General features: G+C 72.9%; 15 protein-coding genes. 3 read left to right on the forward strand and 12 right to left on the reverse strand.

Translation table 11 applies throughout. The annotated features are described in order from the left end of the window. Nucleotides 1-3: 3 nt before the first annotated feature. The gene (locus ACT2CW_RS34040; RefSeq protein WP_020868025.1) at nt 4-198 is read right to left on the reverse strand and encodes a DUF3046 domain-containing protein; all 195 of its coding nucleotides are present in this window, start codon (nt 196-198) and stop codon (nt 4-6) included. A gap of 78 nt (nt 199-276) precedes the next feature. Between ACT2CW_RS34040 and ACT2CW_RS34045 the strand changes: the two genes are divergently transcribed. Further along, nucleotides 277-1,299 (forward strand): hypothetical protein, encoded by a 1,023-nt coding sequence (locus tag ACT2CW_RS34045; RefSeq protein ID WP_445519368.1) that lies wholly within the window; start codon nt 277-279, stop codon nt 1,297-1,299. 19 nt (nt 1,300-1,318) lie between these two features. Here ACT2CW_RS34045 and ACT2CW_RS34050 read toward each other — a convergent pair whose 3' ends face one another. From ACT2CW_RS34050 to ACT2CW_RS34060, 3 genes are read right to left on the reverse strand one after another with little or no spacing between them, the layout of a single operon-like run. Further along, the gene (locus ACT2CW_RS34050; RefSeq protein ID WP_445519369.1) at nt 1,319-1,621 is read right to left on the reverse strand and encodes an AzlD domain-containing protein; all 303 of its coding nucleotides are present in this window, start codon (nt 1,619-1,621) and stop codon (nt 1,319-1,321) included. Then, a complete protein-coding gene (locus ACT2CW_RS34055) occupies nt 1,618-2,358 on the reverse strand; it encodes an AzlC family ABC transporter permease (RefSeq protein ID WP_445519370.1) in 741 nt (246 codons plus the stop codon). Before ACT2CW_RS34055 ends, ACT2CW_RS34050 begins: the two co-directional genes overlap by 4 nt. 1 nt (nt 2,359) lies before the next feature. Further along, nucleotides 2,360-3,211, reverse strand: a complete 852-nt coding sequence (locus tag ACT2CW_RS34060) for an AraC family transcriptional regulator (RefSeq protein WP_445519371.1) — start codon at nt 3,209-3,211, stop codon at nt 2,360-2,362. Nucleotides 3,212-3,292: 81 nt separating this feature from the next. Between ACT2CW_RS34060 and ACT2CW_RS34065 the strand changes: the two genes are divergently transcribed. Together ACT2CW_RS34065 and ACT2CW_RS34070 are read left to right on the forward strand one after the other, a co-directional pair. Continuing rightward, nucleotides 3,293-7,957 carry an ATP-dependent helicase gene (locus ACT2CW_RS34065; protein WP_445519372.1) on the forward strand — a complete coding sequence of 1,555 codons (4,665 nt, stop codon included), beginning with the start codon at nt 3,293-3,295 and terminating at the stop codon, nt 7,955-7,957. A 137-nt stretch (nt 7,958-8,094) separates the two neighbouring features. Then, a complete protein-coding gene (locus ACT2CW_RS34070; protein WP_445519373.1) occupies nt 8,095-8,901 on the forward strand; it encodes an Fpg/Nei family DNA glycosylase in 807 nt (268 codons plus the stop codon). Between the two features lie 478 nt (nt 8,902-9,379). On the opposite strand, the gene ACT2CW_RS34075 is transcribed toward ACT2CW_RS34070, so the two are convergent. The 8 genes from ACT2CW_RS34075 to ACT2CW_RS34110 form a co-directional block, all read right to left on the reverse strand. Then, nucleotides 9,380-9,862: a Dps family protein gene (locus tag ACT2CW_RS34075; RefSeq protein ID WP_182471378.1), complete on the reverse strand. Its 483-nt coding sequence runs from the start codon at nt 9,860-9,862 to the stop codon at nt 9,380-9,382. Nucleotides 9,863-10,005: 143 nt separating this feature from the next. Further along, complete coding sequence (locus ACT2CW_RS34080) at nt 10,006-10,392, reverse strand: helix-turn-helix domain-containing protein (RefSeq protein ID WP_020868033.1); 387 nt, start codon at nt 10,390-10,392, stop codon at nt 10,006-10,008. 109 nt (nt 10,393-10,501) lie between these two features. Continuing rightward, entirely contained in the window at nt 10,502-11,020 is a 519-nt protein-coding gene (locus ACT2CW_RS34085; protein WP_037958145.1) for a CinA family protein, read from the reverse strand. Beyond that, on the reverse strand, nt 11,017-11,652 hold the full coding sequence (gene pgsA, locus ACT2CW_RS34090) for a CDP-diacylglycerol--glycerol-3-phosphate 3-phosphatidyltransferase (protein WP_182471376.1): 636 nt from the start codon (nt 11,650-11,652) through the stop codon (nt 11,017-11,019). The genes ACT2CW_RS34085 and pgsA overlap by 4 nt, the downstream gene beginning before the upstream one ends. After that, nucleotides 11,649-13,145, reverse strand: coding sequence for a 30S ribosomal protein S12 methylthiotransferase RimO (gene rimO / locus ACT2CW_RS34095; RefSeq protein WP_445519374.1), 1,497 nt, complete (start codon nt 13,143-13,145; stop codon nt 11,649-11,651). Before rimO ends, pgsA begins: the two co-directional genes overlap by 4 nt. Nucleotides 13,146-13,207: 62 nt before the next feature. Next, nucleotides 13,208-14,038 carry a helix-turn-helix domain-containing protein gene (locus tag ACT2CW_RS34100; protein ID WP_138917219.1) on the reverse strand — a complete coding sequence of 277 codons (831 nt, stop codon included), beginning with the start codon at nt 14,036-14,038 and terminating at the stop codon, nt 13,208-13,210. Nucleotides 14,039-14,227: 189 nt separating this feature from the next. After that, the gene (locus ACT2CW_RS34105) at nt 14,228-17,062 is read right to left on the reverse strand and encodes a DNA translocase FtsK (protein WP_445519375.1); all 2,835 of its coding nucleotides are present in this window, start codon (nt 17,060-17,062) and stop codon (nt 14,228-14,230) included. Nucleotides 17,063-17,239: 177 nt separating this feature from the next. Next, nucleotides 17,240-17,917, reverse strand: a complete 678-nt coding sequence (locus tag ACT2CW_RS34110) for a response regulator (protein ID WP_020868040.1) — start codon at nt 17,915-17,917, stop codon at nt 17,240-17,242. Nucleotides 17,918-18,028: the final 111 nt, after the last annotated feature.

Below are 18,028 nucleotides of genomic sequence, written 5' to 3' on the forward strand. Positions count from 1 at the left end.
CGCTCAGCGCCTGCTCTCGGGGATCTCCATCGCGGCGCAGACCCCGCGCCAGACGTCCTTGGCCTCCCAGCCGTCCCGCAGCGCCTCGTGCACCGTCCGGCCGCCGAGTTGCGACATCACATGATCGCGCGCGAAGGAGTCGGCGTACGCCTCGCCGAAGTGGTTCGCCATTCGCTGCCAGAAGTCCGTCAACCGCATGTGACCAGTATCGCGCTCCCGGGGTGCACCGGTGCGTGAGCCCCCTACGGATCGTGTCTCGCGGCCTACGGTCTGTCCATGGATCGATCCGCAAGCCTCCCCTCCTCGCCGTCATCACCCTCCTTGCCCACGCCCGGGCCCGCCGAGCCGCCCCGGCCGGCCGGGTCCTCCGCGCTCGCCCGCGCCGAGCGGTTCGTCTGGCTGTCCGCCCGCGTGCTGGAGCAGCGCAGATTCGCGTATCACTTCCTGGGCGGCGGCGCCGAGGCCGTCGAGACCGCGCTGACCGCGTACCTGGGGACCGACGGGGGCTACGGCCATGCGCTGGATCCGGATCTGCGCGGCCCGGTGAGCCAGCCGCCGCATGCCGTGCACGCCTTACGGGTGCTCGACGGGATCGGCCGGTGCGGCGGGCAGCGGGTGGAGCGCCTGTGCCGCTATCTGACGTCCGTGTCGACCCCGGACGGCGCGCTGCCCGTCTGTCACCCCTCTCCGCACGGCTATCCGGCGGCCCCCTGGGTCCCGTCGGCGGATGATCCGCGCGGTGATCTGCTGACCACCGGGCCGGTAGTGGGGCTGCTGCACCGCAACGAGGTGTGGCATGCGTGGCTCTTCCGGGCCACGGACTTCTGCTGGGCGGCGGTCGCCGCCCTCGCGGAGGGCGGCGCGGCGCTGCGTCCGTACGAGGTCGCCGCGGCCGTCGCCTTCCTCGACGGGGCGCCGGACCGGGCCCGCGCCGAGGCGGCGGCCGAGCGGCTCGGCCGCCGGGTGCGGGAGGAGCGGCTGATCGTGCCGTCCCCGGTGCCCGGGCCCGCCGAGGACCGTCCCGTCCCCGGGTCCGTCGAGGACCGCCCCCTGCCGCCGGGGCCCGGTGAGCCCCTCCAGGTGCACGACATCGCTCGTACGCCCGGCTCGCCGGCGCGCCGGTGGTTCACCGACGCCGAGGTGGAGCGGTCCCTGGACGCGCTCGTGGCCGCCCAGCAGGAGGACGGCGGCTGGCCGCCGCACCGGCGTGCCTGGACGCCGGGGGCCACGCTGGAGTGGCGTTCGGTGGCGACCATCGAGGCGCTGCTGACGCTGCGGGCCTACGGGCGGCGGATCTGAGTACGGGCGTCCGGGGCGGTCACAGGGCCCGGACGCCGGCCGTGACGGCGACGGCCACGGCGACCACCACCAGGAAGGGGGCGCGGAGTACCAGCGCGAGCGCCGCCGCCCCCAGCCCGGCCGCCCTCGCGTCCAGGAGGAGGTGCCGGCCGTCGCTGAAGGTCTGCTGGGCGGTGAGCGCGGCCAGCAGGGCCACGGGCAGCAGTGCGGCCAGACGTCTGACCAGCGGGCGCTCCAGGACCCCGGCGGGCACCGAGAGGCCCAGCAGCTTGACCAGGTAGCAGCCCGCGGCGGTGACGCCGATGGCGATCCAGATGGTCATCGGCGCTCACCCCGCTCCGCGCCGCGCGCCATGCGCCCGTGCACCGTAAGGACGACGGGAGCGGCGAGCGCCGCCACCAGGACCGGGACCCCGGCGGGCAGCACCGGCTGGCACAGGAGCACCAGCAGGACGCCGAGACCGGCCACGGCCCGTTCGACGGTGCCGCTGAGCATGGGGGCCAGCAGGGCGAGGAAGACGGCGGGCCCGGCGGCGTCCAGGCCCCAGGCGTCGGTGTCGCCGAGCGCGGACGCCCCCAGGGCGCCGATCAGCGTGGTGAGGTTCCACAGGGCGTACAGCGTCAGCCCGGTGACGGTGAAGCCCAGGCGCGCGGTGCGCCGGTCGGGCTGGGCCAGGGCGACGGCCGAGGTCTCGTCGATGACCCATTGGGCCGCCAGGGGGCGCACCGCGCGCGGCAGCCCGAGGAGCCCGGACAGCCGCAGCCCGTAGAAGGCGTTGCGCACCCCGAGGAAGAACGCCCCGGCGGCGGCGGTGAACGGATTGCCGCCCGCCGCCAGCGCGCCCACGAGGGCGAACTGCGACGCCCCGGTGAAGACCAGCAGGCTGAGGGCGCAGGTCTGGAGCAGGCCGAGCCCGGCGCCCGCCGAGGTCACCCCGAAGGCGAAGCCGGAGAGCCCCACCGCCACACCGACGCCCAGGGCGTCACGGACGACGGCCGAGTCCGCCGGGGGCGCGGCGGGATCGGTTTGTATCTCTATCTGTTCTGACACAGCGCGCACATTAGGAGAGCGCTTCGACTCCGGTCTTGTACGTTCTTGCGCGCTCGCGCCGGTAGGCGCCCGGTGGCACCCCCACGATCCGGGTGAAGTGACGGTTCAGATGGGACTGGTCGGTGAAGCCGACGGCGACGGCCACCTCGGCGGGCGCGCTCCCGGCGTCCAGCAGCCGCCGGGCCCGGCGGACCCGCGCGTCGGTGAGCCAGGTGTGCGGCGGCATCCCGTAGACCGCGCGGAAGGCGCGCAGGAGGGCGAAGGGACCAGTGCCCAGTTCGGCCGCCAGCCGTTCCAGGGACGGCGGGTCGGCCATCCGCTCCTCGAGGATCGCGCGGGCGCGCGCCGCGGTACGCGCACCCGCGGTGCGCGCCGTGCGCTCGGGGAGCGGGCCGCCGTGGTCGCGCAGCAGCCGGGCGAGCGCGATGCGCAGCAGACTGTCGGCGGCGAGCGCGTTGCCCTCCTCGGCGGCCCGGTGCACCGCGGTGACCAGCCGCGCTCCCTGGGGATCGTCGACGCTGGGGACCCGGAACCCGGCCGTGCCCCGGAGCGTGGTCGTCTCGGCGGCGATACCGGCGACCAGGTCCGTGGCCGGGTACAGCACGCTGTACGCCCACCCCTCGGGCGCCCCGGCCCGTCCGGTGTGCGGCACCTCGGGGTTGATGAGCGCGAGCCCGCCGGGCCCGGTGCGCTCGATGGCGCCGCGGTGGTGGAACTCCTCGACGCCCTCGGTGATCGCGGCGATCACGAAGGTCTCGTGGGTGTGCCAGACGAAGGTCTTGTGGATGTAGCGGGCGCGCAGCAGATCGACGCCCGGAAGCTGGGGGTACCGCCAGTGCCGCGCGCTCTCCCGGTTCGCCATGGCACCATTGTGCGCCCCGCCCGGGCCCCCTCTGACCTGCGGCTCCGTCCATTGTCAGAGGTGCGGTGCACGATGGAGGGCATGGCAGGCTCGGCGCTCGACGGTTTCTCCCCGGCCACCCGCGGATGGTTCACGGGTGCCTTCACCGCGCCCACGCCCGCGCAGGAGGGCGCGTGGCGGGCGATCGGCGCGGGCTCGGACGTCCTGGTCGTCGCCCCCACCGGCTCGGGCAAGACCCTGGCCGCCTTCCTGGCGGCCCTGGACAGGCTGGCCGGTGAGCCGCCGCCCGCCGAGGCGAAGAAGCGCTGCCGAGTGCTCTATGTCTCCCCGCTGAAGGCCCTGGCGGTGGACGTCGAGCGCAATCTGCGCAGCCCGCTGACCGGTATCCGCCAGGAGGCGGTGCGGCTGGGCATGCCCGAGCCGGAGATCCGGGTGGGCACCCGCTCGGGCGACACCCCGGCCGCCGAGCGCCGCGCCCTGGCCACCCGCCCGCCGGACATCCTCATCACCACCCCCGAGTCGCTGTTCCTGATGCTCACCTCCGCCACCCGGGAGGCGCTGCGCGGGGTGGAGACCGTGATCCTGGACGAGGTCCACGCCGTCGCGGGCACCAAACGGGGGGCCCATCTCGCGCTGTCCCTGGAGCGCCTCGACGAGCTGCTCGAGCGCCCCGCCCGGCGCATCGGCCTGTCCGCGACCGTGCGGCCGGTGGACGAGGTGGCGCGGTTCCTGTCGCCTCGGCGCAAGGTGGAGATCGTCCAGCCGCCCTCGGGCAAGGAGTTCGATCTGTCGGTGGTCGTGCCGGTGGAGGATCTGGGCGAGCTGGGCGGCGCCCCCGCCCAGGAGGGCGAGGCGGGCGAGCGGCCGTCGATCTGGCCCCATGTGGAGGAGCGGATCACCGATCTGGTCCAGGCCCACCGCTCCACCATCGTCTTCGCCAACTCCCGCCGGCTGGCCGAGCGGCTGTGCAACCGGCTGAACGAGATCGCCTACGAGCGGGCCACCGGCGAGGCCCTGCCCGAGGACCACTCCCCCGCCGAGGTGATGGCCGAGGCCGGTGCGGCCCGGGGCGCGCCCGCGCTGCTGGCCCGCGCGCACCACGGCTCGGTGTCCAAGGAGCAGCGGGCGCTGGTCGAGGAGGACCTCAAGGCGGGCCGGCTGCCCGCCGTCGTCGCCACCTCCAGCCTCGAGCTCGGCATCGACATGGGCGCGGTCGACCTGGTCGTCCAGGTCGAGTCACCGCCCTCGGTGGCCTCCGGTCTCCAGCGGGTGGGCCGGGCCGGCCACCAGGTGGGCGCGGTCTCCACCGGCGTCGTCTTCCCCAAGTACCGCGGCGATCTGGTGCAGGCCGCGGTGGTCACCGAGCGGATGCGCGAGGGGGCCATCGAGTCGCTGCGGGTGCCCGCCAACCCGCTGGACGTGCTCGCCCAGCAGCTGATCGCCATGACCGCCATGGACACCTGGGACGTGGACGAGCTGCTGGCCCTGATCCGCCGCGCCGCGCCGTTCGCCTCGCTCCCGGAGTCGGCGTACACCTCGGTCCTCGACATGCTCGCGGGCCGCTATCCCTCCGACGCCTTCGCGGAGCTGCGGCCGCGCCTGGTGTGGGACCGCGTCGCCCATACGGTCACCGGCCGCCCGGGGGCGCAGCGGCTCGCGGTGACCTCCGGCGGCACCATCCCCGACCGCGGGCTCTTCGGCGTCTTCCTGGCGGGCGCCGACCCCAAGAAGGGCGGCGGCAGGGTCGGCGAGCTCGACGAGGAGATGGTCTACGAGTCGCGGGTGGGCGATGTGTTCACCCTGGGCACCACCTCATGGCGGATCGAGGACATCACCCGCGACCGGGTCCTGGTCTCCCCCGCCCCCGGCGTCCCCGGCCGGCTGCCCTTCTGGAAGGGCGACCAGCTCGGCCGCCCCCTGGAGCTGGGCCGCGCCCTGGGCGCGTTCCTGCGCGAGGTGGGCGCGCTCCAGCCGGAGGACGCCCGGCTGCGGCTGCTGGCCGCCGGTCTGGACGCCTGGGCCGCCGAGAACGTCATCGGGTATCTGGACGAGCAGCGCCGCGCCTGCGGCCATGTGCCGGACGACCGCACGATCGTGGTGGAGCGGTTCCGCGACGAGCTGGGCGACTGGCGCGTGGTGGTCCACTCCCCCTTCGGCGCGCAGGTCCACGCCCCCTGGGCGCTCGCCCTTGGCTCCCGCCTCTCCGAGCGGTACGGCATCGACGCCCAGGTCATGCACGCCGACGACGGCATCGTGCTGCGGCTGCCCGACGCCGATCTCATGGGCCTCGACCTCCTCGACGCGGACCCGACGCGCCAGGGCGTGGAGTACGACACCGAGCAGTCCCCGGTGGGCGCGGCCGATGTCGCGTTCGACAAGGGCGAGATCAACCAGATCGTCACCGACCAGGTCGGCGGCTCGGCGCTGTTCGCCTCCCGGTTCCGCGAATGCGCCGCCCGCGCCCTGCTGCTGCCGCGCCGCGACCCCGGCAAGCGCACCCCGCTGTGGCAGCAGCGCCAGCGCGCCGCGCAGCTCCTCCAGGTGGCCAGCGAGTTCGGATCCTTCCCGATCGTCCTCGAAGCGGTCCGCGAATGCCTCCAGGACGTCTTCGACGTCCCCGGCCTCACCGAGCTGATGGGCGACATCGAGGCCCGCCGGGTCCGGCTGGTGGAGGTGACCACCCCGGAGCCGTCCCCGTTCGCCCGCTCGCTGCTCTTCGGCTATGTGGCGCAGTTCCTCTACGAGGGCGACTCCCCGCTCGCCGAGCGCCGCGCCGCCGCCCTCTCCCTGGACTCGCGGCTGCTGGCCGAGCTCCTGGGCCAGGCCGAGCTGCGCGAGCTGCTCGACGCCGACGTCCTGGCCGAGCTGGAGCGGGAGCTCCAGTGGCTCACCGAGGACCGCCGGATCAAGGACGCCGAGGGCGTGGCCGACGCCCTGCGGGTGCTCGGCCCGCTCACCGCCGCCGAGCTGGCCGAGCGCGGTGCCGAGCCCGGGTGGGCCGAGGACCTGGCCGGGGCCCGGCGCGCCATCCGGGTCCGGATCGCGGGCGAGGACCACTGGGCCGCGGTGGAGGACGCGGGGCGGCTGCGGGACGCGCTCGGCACGGCTCTGCCGGTCGGCGTCCCCGAGGCGTTCACCGAGCCGGTCAAGGACCCCCTCGGCGATCTTCTGGCCCGCTACGCCCGCACCCACGGCCCGTTCACCTCGGCCCAGGCCGCCGCCCGCTTCGGCCTCGGCGCGGCCGTCACCGAGGGCGCCCTGCACGGACTGGCCGCGGGCGGCCGCGTCGTCCAGGGCGAGTTCCACCCGTCGGGGCTGGGCCAGGAGTGGTGCGACGCCGCCGTGCTGCGCCGGCTGCGGCGCCGCTCCCTGGCCGCGCTGCGCCATGAACTGGAGCCCGTGCCACCCTCGGCGCTCGCCGCCTTCCTCCCGCAGTGGCAGCATCTGGGCACCCACAGCCTGCGCGGTATCGACGGGCTGGTGCGCGCGGTCGAGCAGCTCCAAGGCGCGCCGGTCCCGGCCTCCGCCCTGGAGAAGCTGGTCCTGCCGTCCCGGGTGAGCGACTACACCCCCACGATGCTCGACGAGCTCAGCGCCTCCGGGGAGGTCGTCTGGGCCGGAGCGGGAGCGCTGCCGGGCAAGGACGGCTGGGTCACCCTGCACCTGGCCGACACCGCCCCGCTGCTGCTGCACACCCCGCACCCCCTCGAGGCGGGCCCGCTCCACCAGGCCGTCCTCGACTCCCTGGCCGGGGGGTACGGGCTGTTCTTCCGCCAGATCGCCGAGCAGGCCCGCGCCGCCGGGCACGAGTTCCTGGATCCCGAGCTCGCCGAGGCCCTGTGGGACCTGGTCTGGGCGGGCCGGGTCACCGGTGACACCCTCGCCCCGCTGCGCTCCCTGCTGGGCTCGGGCCGTACGGCGGGCTCCACGGCCCACCGCGCCAAGCGCACGGTCCCCCGGGGGCGCTATGGCGGCCTTACAGGCCGCACCGGCCGACCGACGGCGTCGCGCAACGGCCCGCCCACCGTCGCCGGACGCTGGTCCCTGCTGCCGGAGCGCGAGCCCGAGCCCACCCACCGCGCCCACGCCCTGGCACGCACCCTGCTCGACCGGCACGGCGTGGTCACCCGCGGGGCGGTCGCCGCCGAGGGGGTCGAGGGCGGCTTCTCCGCCGCCTACCGGGTGCTGTCCGCGTTCGAGGAGTCCGGCCAGGCGCGCCGCGGCTATGTGATCGAGGGGCTGGGCGCCGCCCAGTTCGCGATGGACGGCGCGGTGGACCGGCTGCGCGCGGTCAGCACGGCCCGCGACCGCGCGGCGGCCCCCGCCTTCGACGGACAGCGCGGGCCGTCCCGGCGTGCCTTCGTGCTCGCCTCGGCCGACCCCGCCAACGCCTATGGCGCCGCTCTCCCCTGGCCCGATCCGCCCGCCGACGCGAGCCACCGGCCGGGCCGTAAGGCGGGAGCGATGGTGGTGCTCGTCGACGGGGAGCTGACGCTCTACATGGAACGAGGCGGCAAGACCCTGCTCGCCTGGCCCTCGGGCGAGGCCGAGGCCGCGTCCCCCGAGGACGACGCCCGGCTGTGGACGGCGGTGGAGGCGCTGGCCGAGTCCGCCCGCGCGGGGGCGCTCGGCTCCGTCACCGTCGAGCGCGTCAACGGCGCCCAGGCGCTCTCGTCCCCGATCGGCAAGCTCCTGGAATCGGCGGGCTTCCACCCGACTCCACGGGGCCTCCGCCTGCGCCCTTGATCAACCGCCGTCCCTCCGGTCAACAACGACCGTCCCGCCCAACAACTACCGCCCGCGCCCCGGAACAACAACCACCGCCCGCACCCCTGATCACCGGGCGCTCCCGCCCGCCCGCGGCCACCGGCATCATGGAGGGCATGCCCGAAGGAGACACCGTCTGGCAGACCGCTCAGCGTCTGCACCAGGCCCTCGCGGGTTCCCCGCTCACCCGCAGCGACCTGCGCGTACCCCGTCTGGCGACCGCCGACCTCACCGGCCGCCAGGTGCTCGAGGTGGTCCCGCGCGGCAAGCATCTGCTGACCCGTGTCGAGGGCGGGCTGACCCTCCACTCCCATCTGCGGATGGACGGTTCCTGGCAGGTGTACGGGCCGGACGAGCGCTGGCGCGGCGGCCCGCACCACCAGATCCGGGCCATCCTCGCCAACACCGCCCACACCGCCGTCGGCTACCGCGTGCCCGTCCTGGAACTGCTCCGCACCGGCGACGAGGACCGGGTCGTCGGCCATCTCGGCCCCGATCTCCTCGGCCCCGACTGGGACCCGGACGAGGCGCTGCGCCGACTGCTCGCCGATCCCTCCCGGCCCCTGGGCGAAGCGCTGCTCGACCAGCGGAACCTCGCCGGGATCGGCAATGTCTACAAGTCCGAGCTGTGCTTCCTGCTGCGCGTATCGCCCTGGCTGCCGATCGGCGAGGTGCCCTCCCCCGAGCGCCTGGTGGCCCAGGCCAAGAAGCTCCTGGAGGCCAACAGGAACCGGCGCGCCCGGGTCACCACGGCCGAGTCACGCCGCGACCGCAGGCTATGGGTGTACGGGCGCCCGGGGCGGCCCTGTCTGCGCTGCGGTACGCCGGTGCGCGCCGCCGACCAGGGGAGCGCGGGTCAGGAGCGCTCGACCTTCTGGTGCCCGAGCTGCCAGACGGGGCCGCGGGGGCCGGATCCGTCCTGACGCGGAGGGCCTCCCCGGCGGCGAGTGCCGCCCCTTCCGGGCGAGGGCCCACAGTGCACCGGCAGCAGGCTCAGCCCCCAGCCGCCGACCGCTAACGCCCCCTCCACCGGCCCGGTCTCCCCCGGCTGCACCGCCAGCCGCGCTACGGACCACCACCAGACGCCGCCCAGAGCGAGCGCGAGCACCCATCGGACCGGCCTGAGGCCCCGAGTGTCCGCCCCTCCGACGGCTGCCATGACTGCCTCCTTCGGGGCGCCGAACCGCACCGGACTTCAATGAGGCCGCTTGGACGCCTGTTCGCACACGGCGGGAGGGCGCACAGGAGGCACGTCGGCGCGTGTCGGACACTCGTGCTCCCCCCAGTTTGCCCAGCCGGTCGACACGGCGCACCCAGAGCGGGCCAAGGGGCCGGAGCGAGGCGGCCTCAGCCTCATCCGGCCTGGCCCGACGTCCGCCTCTCAGCCGCACCGGCCGCGTTCTAGCCCCGCTTGCCGCCGTTCTCGGCCTGGAACATCCAGTGGTGCTTCTCCAGGTCACGAGTGAGCTCGATCAGAATGTCCTGGGTCACCGGGTCCGGCTCGTCGGTCGCCCTGATGCGCTCCCGCATCCGTCCGATCACCGCTCCGAGGGCGTCCACGAGCGTCCGGACGGCCTGCGCATCATCAATCCAGCCGTCCTTGACCGTCTCGACACCACTGGTCGCGGCGACCGTCTGGGCCCGTCCGTCCGGCGGCACCCCGAGCGCAGAGGCCCGCTCCGCCACCGTGTCGGCATGCTCCCTGGTCGATGCCACGACATCGTCGAGCTGTAGATGAACCGTGCGGAAGCGCGGGCCCACGACGGTCCAGTGGATCTGCTTGCCCACCAAGTGGAGGTCGACGAGATCGACGAGGGCGCCTTGCAGCGCGTCGGCGACGATCTTGAGGTGCTCCTCCGGCAGCGGGCTCTTCACCACAGACATCCACTTCCTCCTGTTCGACCGTTTGGCCCCTCTTGATTGCCTCTCTCCCTCTGGGGTGACCCGAATCCGGCCGGACAAACATCGAGGCCCCGACCGGTATCGCTACCGGTCGGGGCCTCGGAGAGCCGACTTCGCGGGCGGTCTCAGGCCGCTACCACGTCCACGGCTTCCTTGGGCGTCTTGATGGTCACCCGCTCCTCCGGAACGCCCGTCACGGACGTCACGGACACGGGGTTGAGCACGGGCCGCATGGGCGCCGGCACCTTCTCGGTGGTGGACGCGGCCGACTCGGCCAGTTCGGCGAGCGACAGCTCGTCGCTGACCTCGCGCATGACCTGCGACATCCGCACCTCCAGGGCGTCGCAGATGGCCGACAGCAGCTCGGACGAGGCTTCCTTCTGACCGCGCTCGACCTCTGACAGATAGCCGAGCGACACCCGGGCGGAGGAGGAAACCTCGCGCAGAGTACGGCCCTGGCGCTGGCGCTGCCGGCGCAGCACGTCACCCAGCAGGCGACGGAGCAGAATCATCGCTGGCTCCCTCCTCGGACCTCGGATCCGGATCCTTCACGCCCCACCGTACCGCCTCCGGCTGTGCCCGTGCGGGGAGCGATGTCGTGTTCACTCAGGGCTGCAAACATCAAATCTCGTCGTGTTGTTCCGTATCCTTTGCCCCCGCCGTCGCGATCAATTCGCTGAACAGCAGCTTGACGGCGGCATGAACGGTCTGTCCGCGGATTCCGGCGCGGTCTCCTTCGAGCCGCAGCGCCGCCGCGGCCACCGCGTCCGAGGGCCCCGCGACGGCCACGTGAACGGTGCCCACGGGCTGGCCGTCCTGGGGTGTGGGACCCGCCACACCGGTGGTGGCCACGCCCCAGTCCGCGCCCAGCGCACGCCGTACGCCCCGGGCCATCTGCCGGGCCACCTCGGCGTCGACCGCGCCGCGCTCGGCCAGCAGGGCCTCGTCCACGCCCAGCACCTCGTGCTTGAGGTCGGTGGCATACGCCGTCACCGAGCCCCGGAAGGAGCGGGAGGCGCCGTCCACCGAGGTCAGCTCGGCGGCGACCAGACCGCCGGTGAGCGATTCGGCGGCGGCCAGGGTCTGCCCGCGCCGCTCCAGCAGCGCCAGCACATCGGCCGCCGTCCCGCCGTCGCTCACTTCGTGGCCTCCTCCGTCGTCCGTCCCGCCCGGCGCAGCACGATCGCCTGCCGGATGTAGTCGAGGCCGGTGACCACGGTCAGGACGACGGCCACGGCCATCACCCAGAACCGCAGCGAGGCCAGCGGTCCGGTCAGCGCCAGGATGTACATCCCGACGGCGGTGCCCTGCGCGAGCGTCTTCATCTTTCCGCCCCGGCTGGCCGGGATGACCCCGATCCGGATCACCCAGAACCGCATCACTGTGATTCCGATCTCACGGAAGAGGATCACTCCCGTCACCCACCAGGGGAGGTCGGACAGGGCCGACAGACAGATCAGCGCCGCACCCATGATCGCCTTGTCCGCGATCGGATCGGCGATCTTCCCGAAGTCGGTGACCAGGTTGTACCGGCGGGCCAGCTGACCGTCGAAGAGATCGGTGATCATGGCGATGGCGAACGCCGCCCATGCGAAGGAACGCCACGCCGGGTCGTACCCGCCATTGTGCAGCATCAACAACACAAACCCCGGCACCAGCAGCAGCCGCACCATGGTCAGGATGTTGGCGATGTTCCACAAACTGGCGGGCCTGACCGTGGCGCCGGCCGGCCGGCGGTGACCTCCCGCGGCGGAGGCCGGGACACCCGTCATCTGTCCGCCTCTCCGGTGGACGCGCCGCCGCCCTGCCGCTCCAGCGGCTCAAGCGGCTCCGCGACGAGGTCCACTCCCTCCGTCGCGATCACCTTCGCTTCGACCATACGGCCCACCTCCGGCTCCCCGTCGGTGCGCAGCAGCGTCTGGCCATCGGTTTCCGGCGCCTGGTGGGCGCCGCGGCCCAGGACCGCCCCGGTGTCGTCGATCTCCTCCACCAGGACCTCCACGACCTCGCCGAGCCGCTCCTCCGCCCGCTGGGCGGTCAGCTCCTCCGCGAGCCGCGAGACGCGCTCCAGGCGCTCCGCGACCACCTCCGGGTCGACCTTGTTCTCGTACCCGGCGGCCTCGGTGCCGTCCTCGTCCGAGTACCCGAAGACGCCGATCGCGTCCAGGCGAGCCGCAGTGAGGAAACGCTCCAGCTCGGCCAGGTCCTCCTCGGTCTCGCCGGGGAAGCCGACGATGAAGTTGGACCGGGCGCCGGCCTGCGGCGCCTTGCCTCTGACGGTCTCCAGCAGCTCCAGGAACCGGTCGGTGTCGCCGAAGCGGCGCATGGCGCGCAGCACCCCGGGCGCCGAGTGCTGGAAGGACAGATCGAAGTACGGCGCGACCTTCTCGGTCGAGGTGAGCACGTCGATCAGCCCGGGACGCATCTCGGCGGGCTGGAGATAGCTGACCCGGATCCGCTCGATGCCGTCCACCGCGGCCAGCTCCGGCAGCAGCGCCTCCAGCAGCCGGATGTCCCCGAGGTCCTTGCCGTACGAGGTGTTGTTCTCCGAGACCAGCATGATCTCCTTCACCCCCTGCTCGGCCAGCCAGCGGGTCTCGCCCAGCACATCGGAGGGGCGGCGGGAGATGAAGGAGCCGCGGAAGGACGGGATGGCGCAGAACGAGCACCGCCGGTCGCAGCCCGAGGCCAGCTTCACCGAGGCGACCGGGCTGCTGTCCAGTCTGCGCCGCAGCGGGGCCCGCGGCCCGGAGGCCGGGGACACCCCCTCGGGCAGATCCTCGGGCGCGGTGTCCTGGGCGTGGCCGGGGAGCGCCACCGAGGTGGCGTCCTGCCGCTCGGCGGGGCTGATCGGCAGCAGCTTGCGGCGGTCGCGCGGGGTGTGGGAGGCGTGGATGCCGCCGGAGAGGATGGTCTGGAGGCGGTCGGAGATGTCGCCGTAGTCGTCGAAGCCGAGCACCCCGTCGGCCTCGGGCAGCGCCTCGGCGAGCTCCTTGCCGTACCGCTCGGCCATGCAGCCGACGGCCACCACGGCCTGGGTCCGGCCGTGGTCCTTCAGATCGTTCGCCTCCAGCAGGGCGTCGACCGAGTCCTTTTTGGCGGCCTCCACGAAGCCACAGGTGTTGACGACGGCGACGTCAGCGTCGGCGGCTTCCTCGACGAGCTCCCAGCCGTCCGCCGCCAAGCGGCCTGCGAGCTCCTCCGAGTCCACCTCGTTACGGGCGCAGCCAAGAGTGACAAGGGCGACGGTGCGGCGTTCGGGCATGGGCTCAGACTACTTTGTCCCCACGACAGCCCCCGCTGCCAGGGCTGCCGACTTCGCACGGCTCAGCCCGCCTCGGGGTCTCCCTTGGTGTAGCTGAGCCGCTGGACGGCCCCGCTGGTGCCCACGTTCTTCACTTCCTTGCCGTTCACGAACAGCTTGATCGCCCCGGCGTTGCCCAGCACCAGGTCGATGCGCCTGCTGTCACTGAAGGTCTTGGAGTCCCCCTCGCGCAGCACGCCCTCCTCGATCAGCCGGCCGTTGTGGTCCTGGGCGGAGATCCAGCTCTGGCCGCCCTCGGCGGTCAGCTTGACGGTGACCTTGTCCGCCGGGACGCCCGCGATGGCGCTGTCGGACGGGTCGGGCTTGTGCGGGGTGGCGGGCTTGGAGGGGGTGGCGGTGTTGGTGGGCGCGGAGGCGCTGGGCTTGGGCGAGGCGGGGTCCTCGGCGACGCTCGAGCCGTCGCCGTCGCCGCCCCGGAACAGGGTGAAGCCCACGAATCCGACGACGGCGACGATCGCCGCGACCATCGCGGCCGTCCAGTTCGGGCGCCGGGGCTCGGGGCGGATCCGCTCGGCCTCGAACAGCGGCGCCGGCGCGGTCGGCGCGGGACGGCCGCCGTGCTCGGCGTCGAACTGCGCGATCAGGGACTCCGGATCGAGGCCCACGGCGCGCGCGAGCACCCGGATGTGCCCCCGGGCGTAGACATCGCCGCCGCAGCGCGAGAAATCGTCCTGCTCGATGCCCCGCACGATGGGGGTGCGCACCCTGGTCGAGGAACTGACCTCGTCGACGGTCAGCCCCGTGGCGATACGGGCCTGCTGGAGGGCGCGACCGATGGAAGGCCGGTCGTCTTCGGGGGAGTTGCCGTCTTCGGGAAGGTTGCCGATGGACACGGGGGCGCCTTTCGAGCGTGAGCCACCTGCTGGAGGTTCAGTCTAGGGGTGGGGCGAAAGGGTCGGGCAAGCGGGAGGACGGAGTTTGTCCGCCATCGGGATTGCCGTTCGATCACGATTCTGGGGTCTCACTCCGCCACCTCCCTCAACTTGACGTTTCGGTAGGGGAAACGGTTGCCCGCCAAACCCTTATGAGTGAGCCTTACCGCGGATCACGTCCAGCACGCCATCCAATTCATCCGGCTTGACGAGCACATCGCGCGCCTTGGACCCCTCGCTCGGGCCGACGATGTTCCTGGACTCCATGAGATCCATCAGCCGCCCAGCCTTGGCGAAACCCACCCGCAGCTTGCGCTGGAGCATCGACGTCGAGCCGAACTGAGTGGAAACCACCAGCTCAGCGGCCTGGCAGAGCAGATCGAGATCATCGCCGATCTCCTCGTCGATCTCCTTCTTCTTCGACGTCCCGACCGTCACGTCGTCGCGGAAGACCGGTGCCATCTGCTCCTTGCAGTGGGCGACGACCGCCTCGACCTCGGACTCGGTGACATAGGCGCCCTGCATCCGGGTCGGCTTGTTCGCGCCCATCGGCAGGAAGAGGCCGTCGCCCTTGCCGATCAGCTTCTCGGCGCCGGGCTGGTCCAGGATGACGCGGCTGTCGGCCAGCGAGGAGGTGGCGAAAGCGAGTCGTGAGGGCACATTCGCCTTGATCAGACCGGTGACGACGTCCACGGAGGGCCGCTGGGTGGCCAGCACCAAGTGGATTCCGGCCGCGCGCGCCAGCTGGGTGATCCGCACGATCGAGTCCTCGACATCACGCGGCGCGACCATCATCAAATCGGCCAGCTCGTCGACGATCACCAGCAGATACGGATAGGGCTTGAGCTCCCGCTCGCTGCCCTCGGGCTCCTTCACCTTGCCCTTGCGGACGGCCGCGTTGAAGTCGTCGATATGGCGGAAGCCGAAGGCCGCGAGGTCGTCGTAGCGAAGATCCATCTCCCGCACGACCCATTGGAGCGCCTCGGCGGCGCGCTTGGGGTTGGTGATGATCGGTGTGATCAGATGCGGAATGCCCTCGTAGGCGGTCAGCTCCACTCGCTTGGGGTCGACCAGCACCATCCGCACATCGTCCGGCGTGGCCCGGACCATGATCGATGTGATCAGGCAGTTGATACAGGACGACTTGCCGGAGCCGGTCGCGCCCGCCACCAGCACATGCGGCATGGTGGCCAGATTGGCCGCCACATAGCCGCCCTCGACGTCCTTGCCCAGCCCGACGAGCATCGGATGGTCGTCGCCGACGGAATGCGCCGCGCGCAGCACATCGCCCAGGTTGACCATCTCGCGGTCGCTGTTGGGGATTTCGATGCCGACGGCCGACTTGCCGGGGATCGGGCTGATGATACGGACATCGGGGCTGGCGACGGCGTAGGCGATGTTCTTGGTGAGCGCGGTGATCCGCTCGACCTTGACGGCCGGACCCAGTTCCACCTCGTAACGGGTGACCGTCGGGCCGCGGGTGAAGCCGGTGACGGCGGCGTCCACCTTGAACTCCGTGAACACCTTCGTCAGCGAGTCCACGACCGCGTCGTTGGCCGCGCTGCGGGTCTTGCCGGGGCCGCCGCGCTCCAGCAGGTCGAGCGAGGGCAGCGAGTAGGTGATGTCGCCGGAGAGCTGGAGCTGCTCGGCGCGCGGCGGCAGCGGCCCGCCGGACTCGGCCGCGGCCCGGGTGAGATCGGGGACCTGCTGCGGATCCGCCTCGTCGGCTCCGTCCGTAACGCGCTTCCCGGCCGCCGCCCTGCCCTTGGCGCCGCCCTTCCCGGACTCCTTGTCGGCATCGCGCGCGCCCGGCACCCCGCCGCTCGCGGCTCCGTCCTCGCGCTCGCCCGAAAGCCCGTTGCTGAGCCCGGCGACGAGCGGCGAGGGCTGCACACCGTGCAGCACGGCACCGTCCAGCGAGGCGGCCGCGGCGGCCGCCACGTCCACCGCGTCCAAGGGCCGGTCGAGCGGCGGTTGGGTGGCCGACGGGCGGCGCGAGCGCCGGCGCTTGCGCAGCGCCTCCTCCTCGGCCCGCTCCGGGCCTCCCGCACCGTCCGGGTCCTCTTTGGCGAGCGAGGTCCTGCGAGGCCGCCTGCCGGGCGTCTCGCGCCATTCGTCGGCGTACTCCGCCGCGTCGTACCCGGCCTCCGACGCGTACGCGTCCTCGTGGTCCCGCACCAGGCCCAGCCGGACGCCCAGCTGCCGCAGCCGCTGCGGAATGGCGGCGACCGGCGTCGCGGTGACCACCAGCAGCCCGAAGACGGTCAGCAGCACCAGCAGCGGTACCGCCAGCACGTCGCCCATCAGGTAGATCAGCGGCCGGGAGACGGCCCAGCCGATCAGACCGCCCGCGTCCTGCATCGCCGCGGTGCCCTGGCCGCGCCCCGGGGCGCCGCAGGCGATGTGCACCTGCCCCAGGACGCCGATGACGAGCGCCGAGAGCCCGATGACGATCCGCCCGTTGGCCTCCGGCCGCTCCGGGTGGAGGATCAGCCGGACGGCGATGGTGCCCAGCAGTATCGGCACCACCAGGTCGAGCCGGCCGAAGGCGCCGGTGATCAGCATCTCGACCAGCCTGCCGACCGGCCCGTCCAGATTGGACCAGGTGCCCGCCGCGACGATCAGGGCGATGGCGAACAGCAGCAGGGCGCTGCCGTCCTTGCGGTGCGCCGGGTCGAGTCCCTTGGCGCCGCGTCCTATGCCGCGGAACATCGCCGCGAGGCCGCGCGCCATGCCCATCCACACGGCGCGCACGATGCGGAACACGCCGCTGGTGGGGTTCGGGGCGGGTGCGGGAGCCGCCTTCGCCGCCGCCTTCTTCGACGCGGCCTTCTTCGCGGGCGCGGCCGACTTCTTGGCAGGTGCCTTCTTCGCGGGCGCCTTCTTGGCGGCCGCCTTCTTCGCCGCGCCTCCGGACTGCCCGGCGCGCTTCTTCGAGGTGCCCGCCGTGCTCTGGGAACCCTTGCCGGACGTACGAGAGGCCATGGAGGCGAGATTACCCGCGTCCGCCGTACGGAGCACGCATGGCGGGGGTATCAGGCACCACTGACGTCACACCGGTGCCGCTGCGCCGACGGGGCGGTGAGACGGCCGTGACGGCGCGTCAAAGTGCGGGTGACCGGTCGGCGATGACCGACCGACGGTGACGGCGGGGCGAGCGGGTCAGTTCTGCGAGGGGACCTGGCCGGCGCCGCTGCCCGCGCCCGGCTCCAGCGCGTCCAGCGCCCGCCGCAGACCGGTCAGCTTGCGCTCCAGATGGGCCGCGGTGGCCACGGCGGCGGCGTCGGCCGACTCGTCCAGCTGCTTGGACAGCGCCTCGGCCTGCTCCTCGACGGCGGCGAGCCGCGCGGACAGCTCGGCGAGCAGCCCCGCCGACTCCTTGGCCTCCCCGGCGGCGGGCTGGCCGCCCTCCAACTGGAGCCGCAGCAGCGACGCCTGCTCCCGCAGCTGGCAGTTCTTCATGTAGAGATCCACGAAGACCGAGACCTTGGCTCTGAGCACCCACGGGTCGAAGGGCTTGGAGATGTAGTCCACCGCGCCGGCCGCGTAGCCCCGGAAGGTGTGGTGCGGGCCGTGGTTGATCGCCGTGAGGAAAATGATCGGGATGTCGCGGGTCCGCTCCCGGCGCTTGATGTGCGCCGCGGTCTCGAATCCGTCCATGCCCGGCATCTGGACGTCCAGCAGAATCACCGCGAAGTCGTCCGTCAGCAGCGCCTTGAGCGCTTCCTCCCCTGACGATGCCCGCACCAGGGTCTGATCGAGCGCGGAGAGAATGGCCTCCAGCGCCAGCAGATTCTCCGGCCGGTCATCGACCAGGAGGATCTTGGCCTTCTGCACCATGCCCCGTCCTCCTCGTCCCGGCTTGGGGTCTCCCCAGCTCGCAGAGCTGGGGGAAGCACCGGGCGCCGCCCCAGGGGACGGCTCCCTTGCGCCGCCCGTCCTTGTGCCGGT

Source organism: Streptomyces sp. NEAU-174 (genome assembly GCF_052665095.1).

Bases quoted from the DNA above. Each gene is read 5' to 3' on its own strand.
- ACT2CW_RS34065 (WP_445519372.1), top strand. From the start codon at position 3,293: ATGGCAGGCTCGGCGCTCGACGGTTTCTCCCCGGCCACCCGCGGATGG.
- ACT2CW_RS34040 (WP_020868025.1), bottom strand. From the start codon at position 198: ATGCGGTTGACGGACTTCTGGCAGCGAATGGCGAACCACTTCGGCGAG.
- pgsA (WP_182471376.1), bottom strand. From the start codon at position 11,652: ATGACGGGTGTCCCGGCCTCCGCCGCGGGAGGTCACCGCCGGCCGGCC.
- rimO (WP_445519374.1), bottom strand. From the start codon at position 13,145: ATGCCCGAACGCCGCACCGTCGCCCTTGTCACTCTTGGCTGCGCCCGT.
- ACT2CW_RS34070 (WP_445519373.1), top strand. From the start codon at position 8,095: ATGCCCGAAGGAGACACCGTCTGGCAGACCGCTCAGCGTCTGCACCAG.
- ACT2CW_RS34075 (WP_182471378.1), bottom strand. From the start codon at position 9,862: ATGTCTGTGGTGAAGAGCCCGCTGCCGGAGGAGCACCTCAAGATCGTC.
- ACT2CW_RS34045 (WP_445519368.1), top strand. From the start codon at position 277: ATGGATCGATCCGCAAGCCTCCCCTCCTCGCCGTCATCACCCTCCTTG.
- ACT2CW_RS34080 (WP_020868033.1), bottom strand. From the start codon at position 10,392: ATGATTCTGCTCCGTCGCCTGCTGGGTGACGTGCTGCGCCGGCAGCGC.
- ACT2CW_RS34110 (WP_020868040.1), bottom strand. From the start codon at position 17,917: ATGGTGCAGAAGGCCAAGATCCTCCTGGTCGATGACCGGCCGGAGAAT.
- ACT2CW_RS34105 (WP_445519375.1), bottom strand. From the start codon at position 17,062: ATGGCCTCTCGTACGTCCGGCAAGGGTTCCCAGAGCACGGCGGGCACC.
- ACT2CW_RS34050 (WP_445519369.1), bottom strand. From the start codon at position 1,621: ATGACCATCTGGATCGCCATCGGCGTCACCGCCGCGGGCTGCTACCTG.
- ACT2CW_RS34060 (WP_445519371.1), bottom strand. From the start codon at position 3,211: ATGGCGAACCGGGAGAGCGCGCGGCACTGGCGGTACCCCCAGCTTCCG.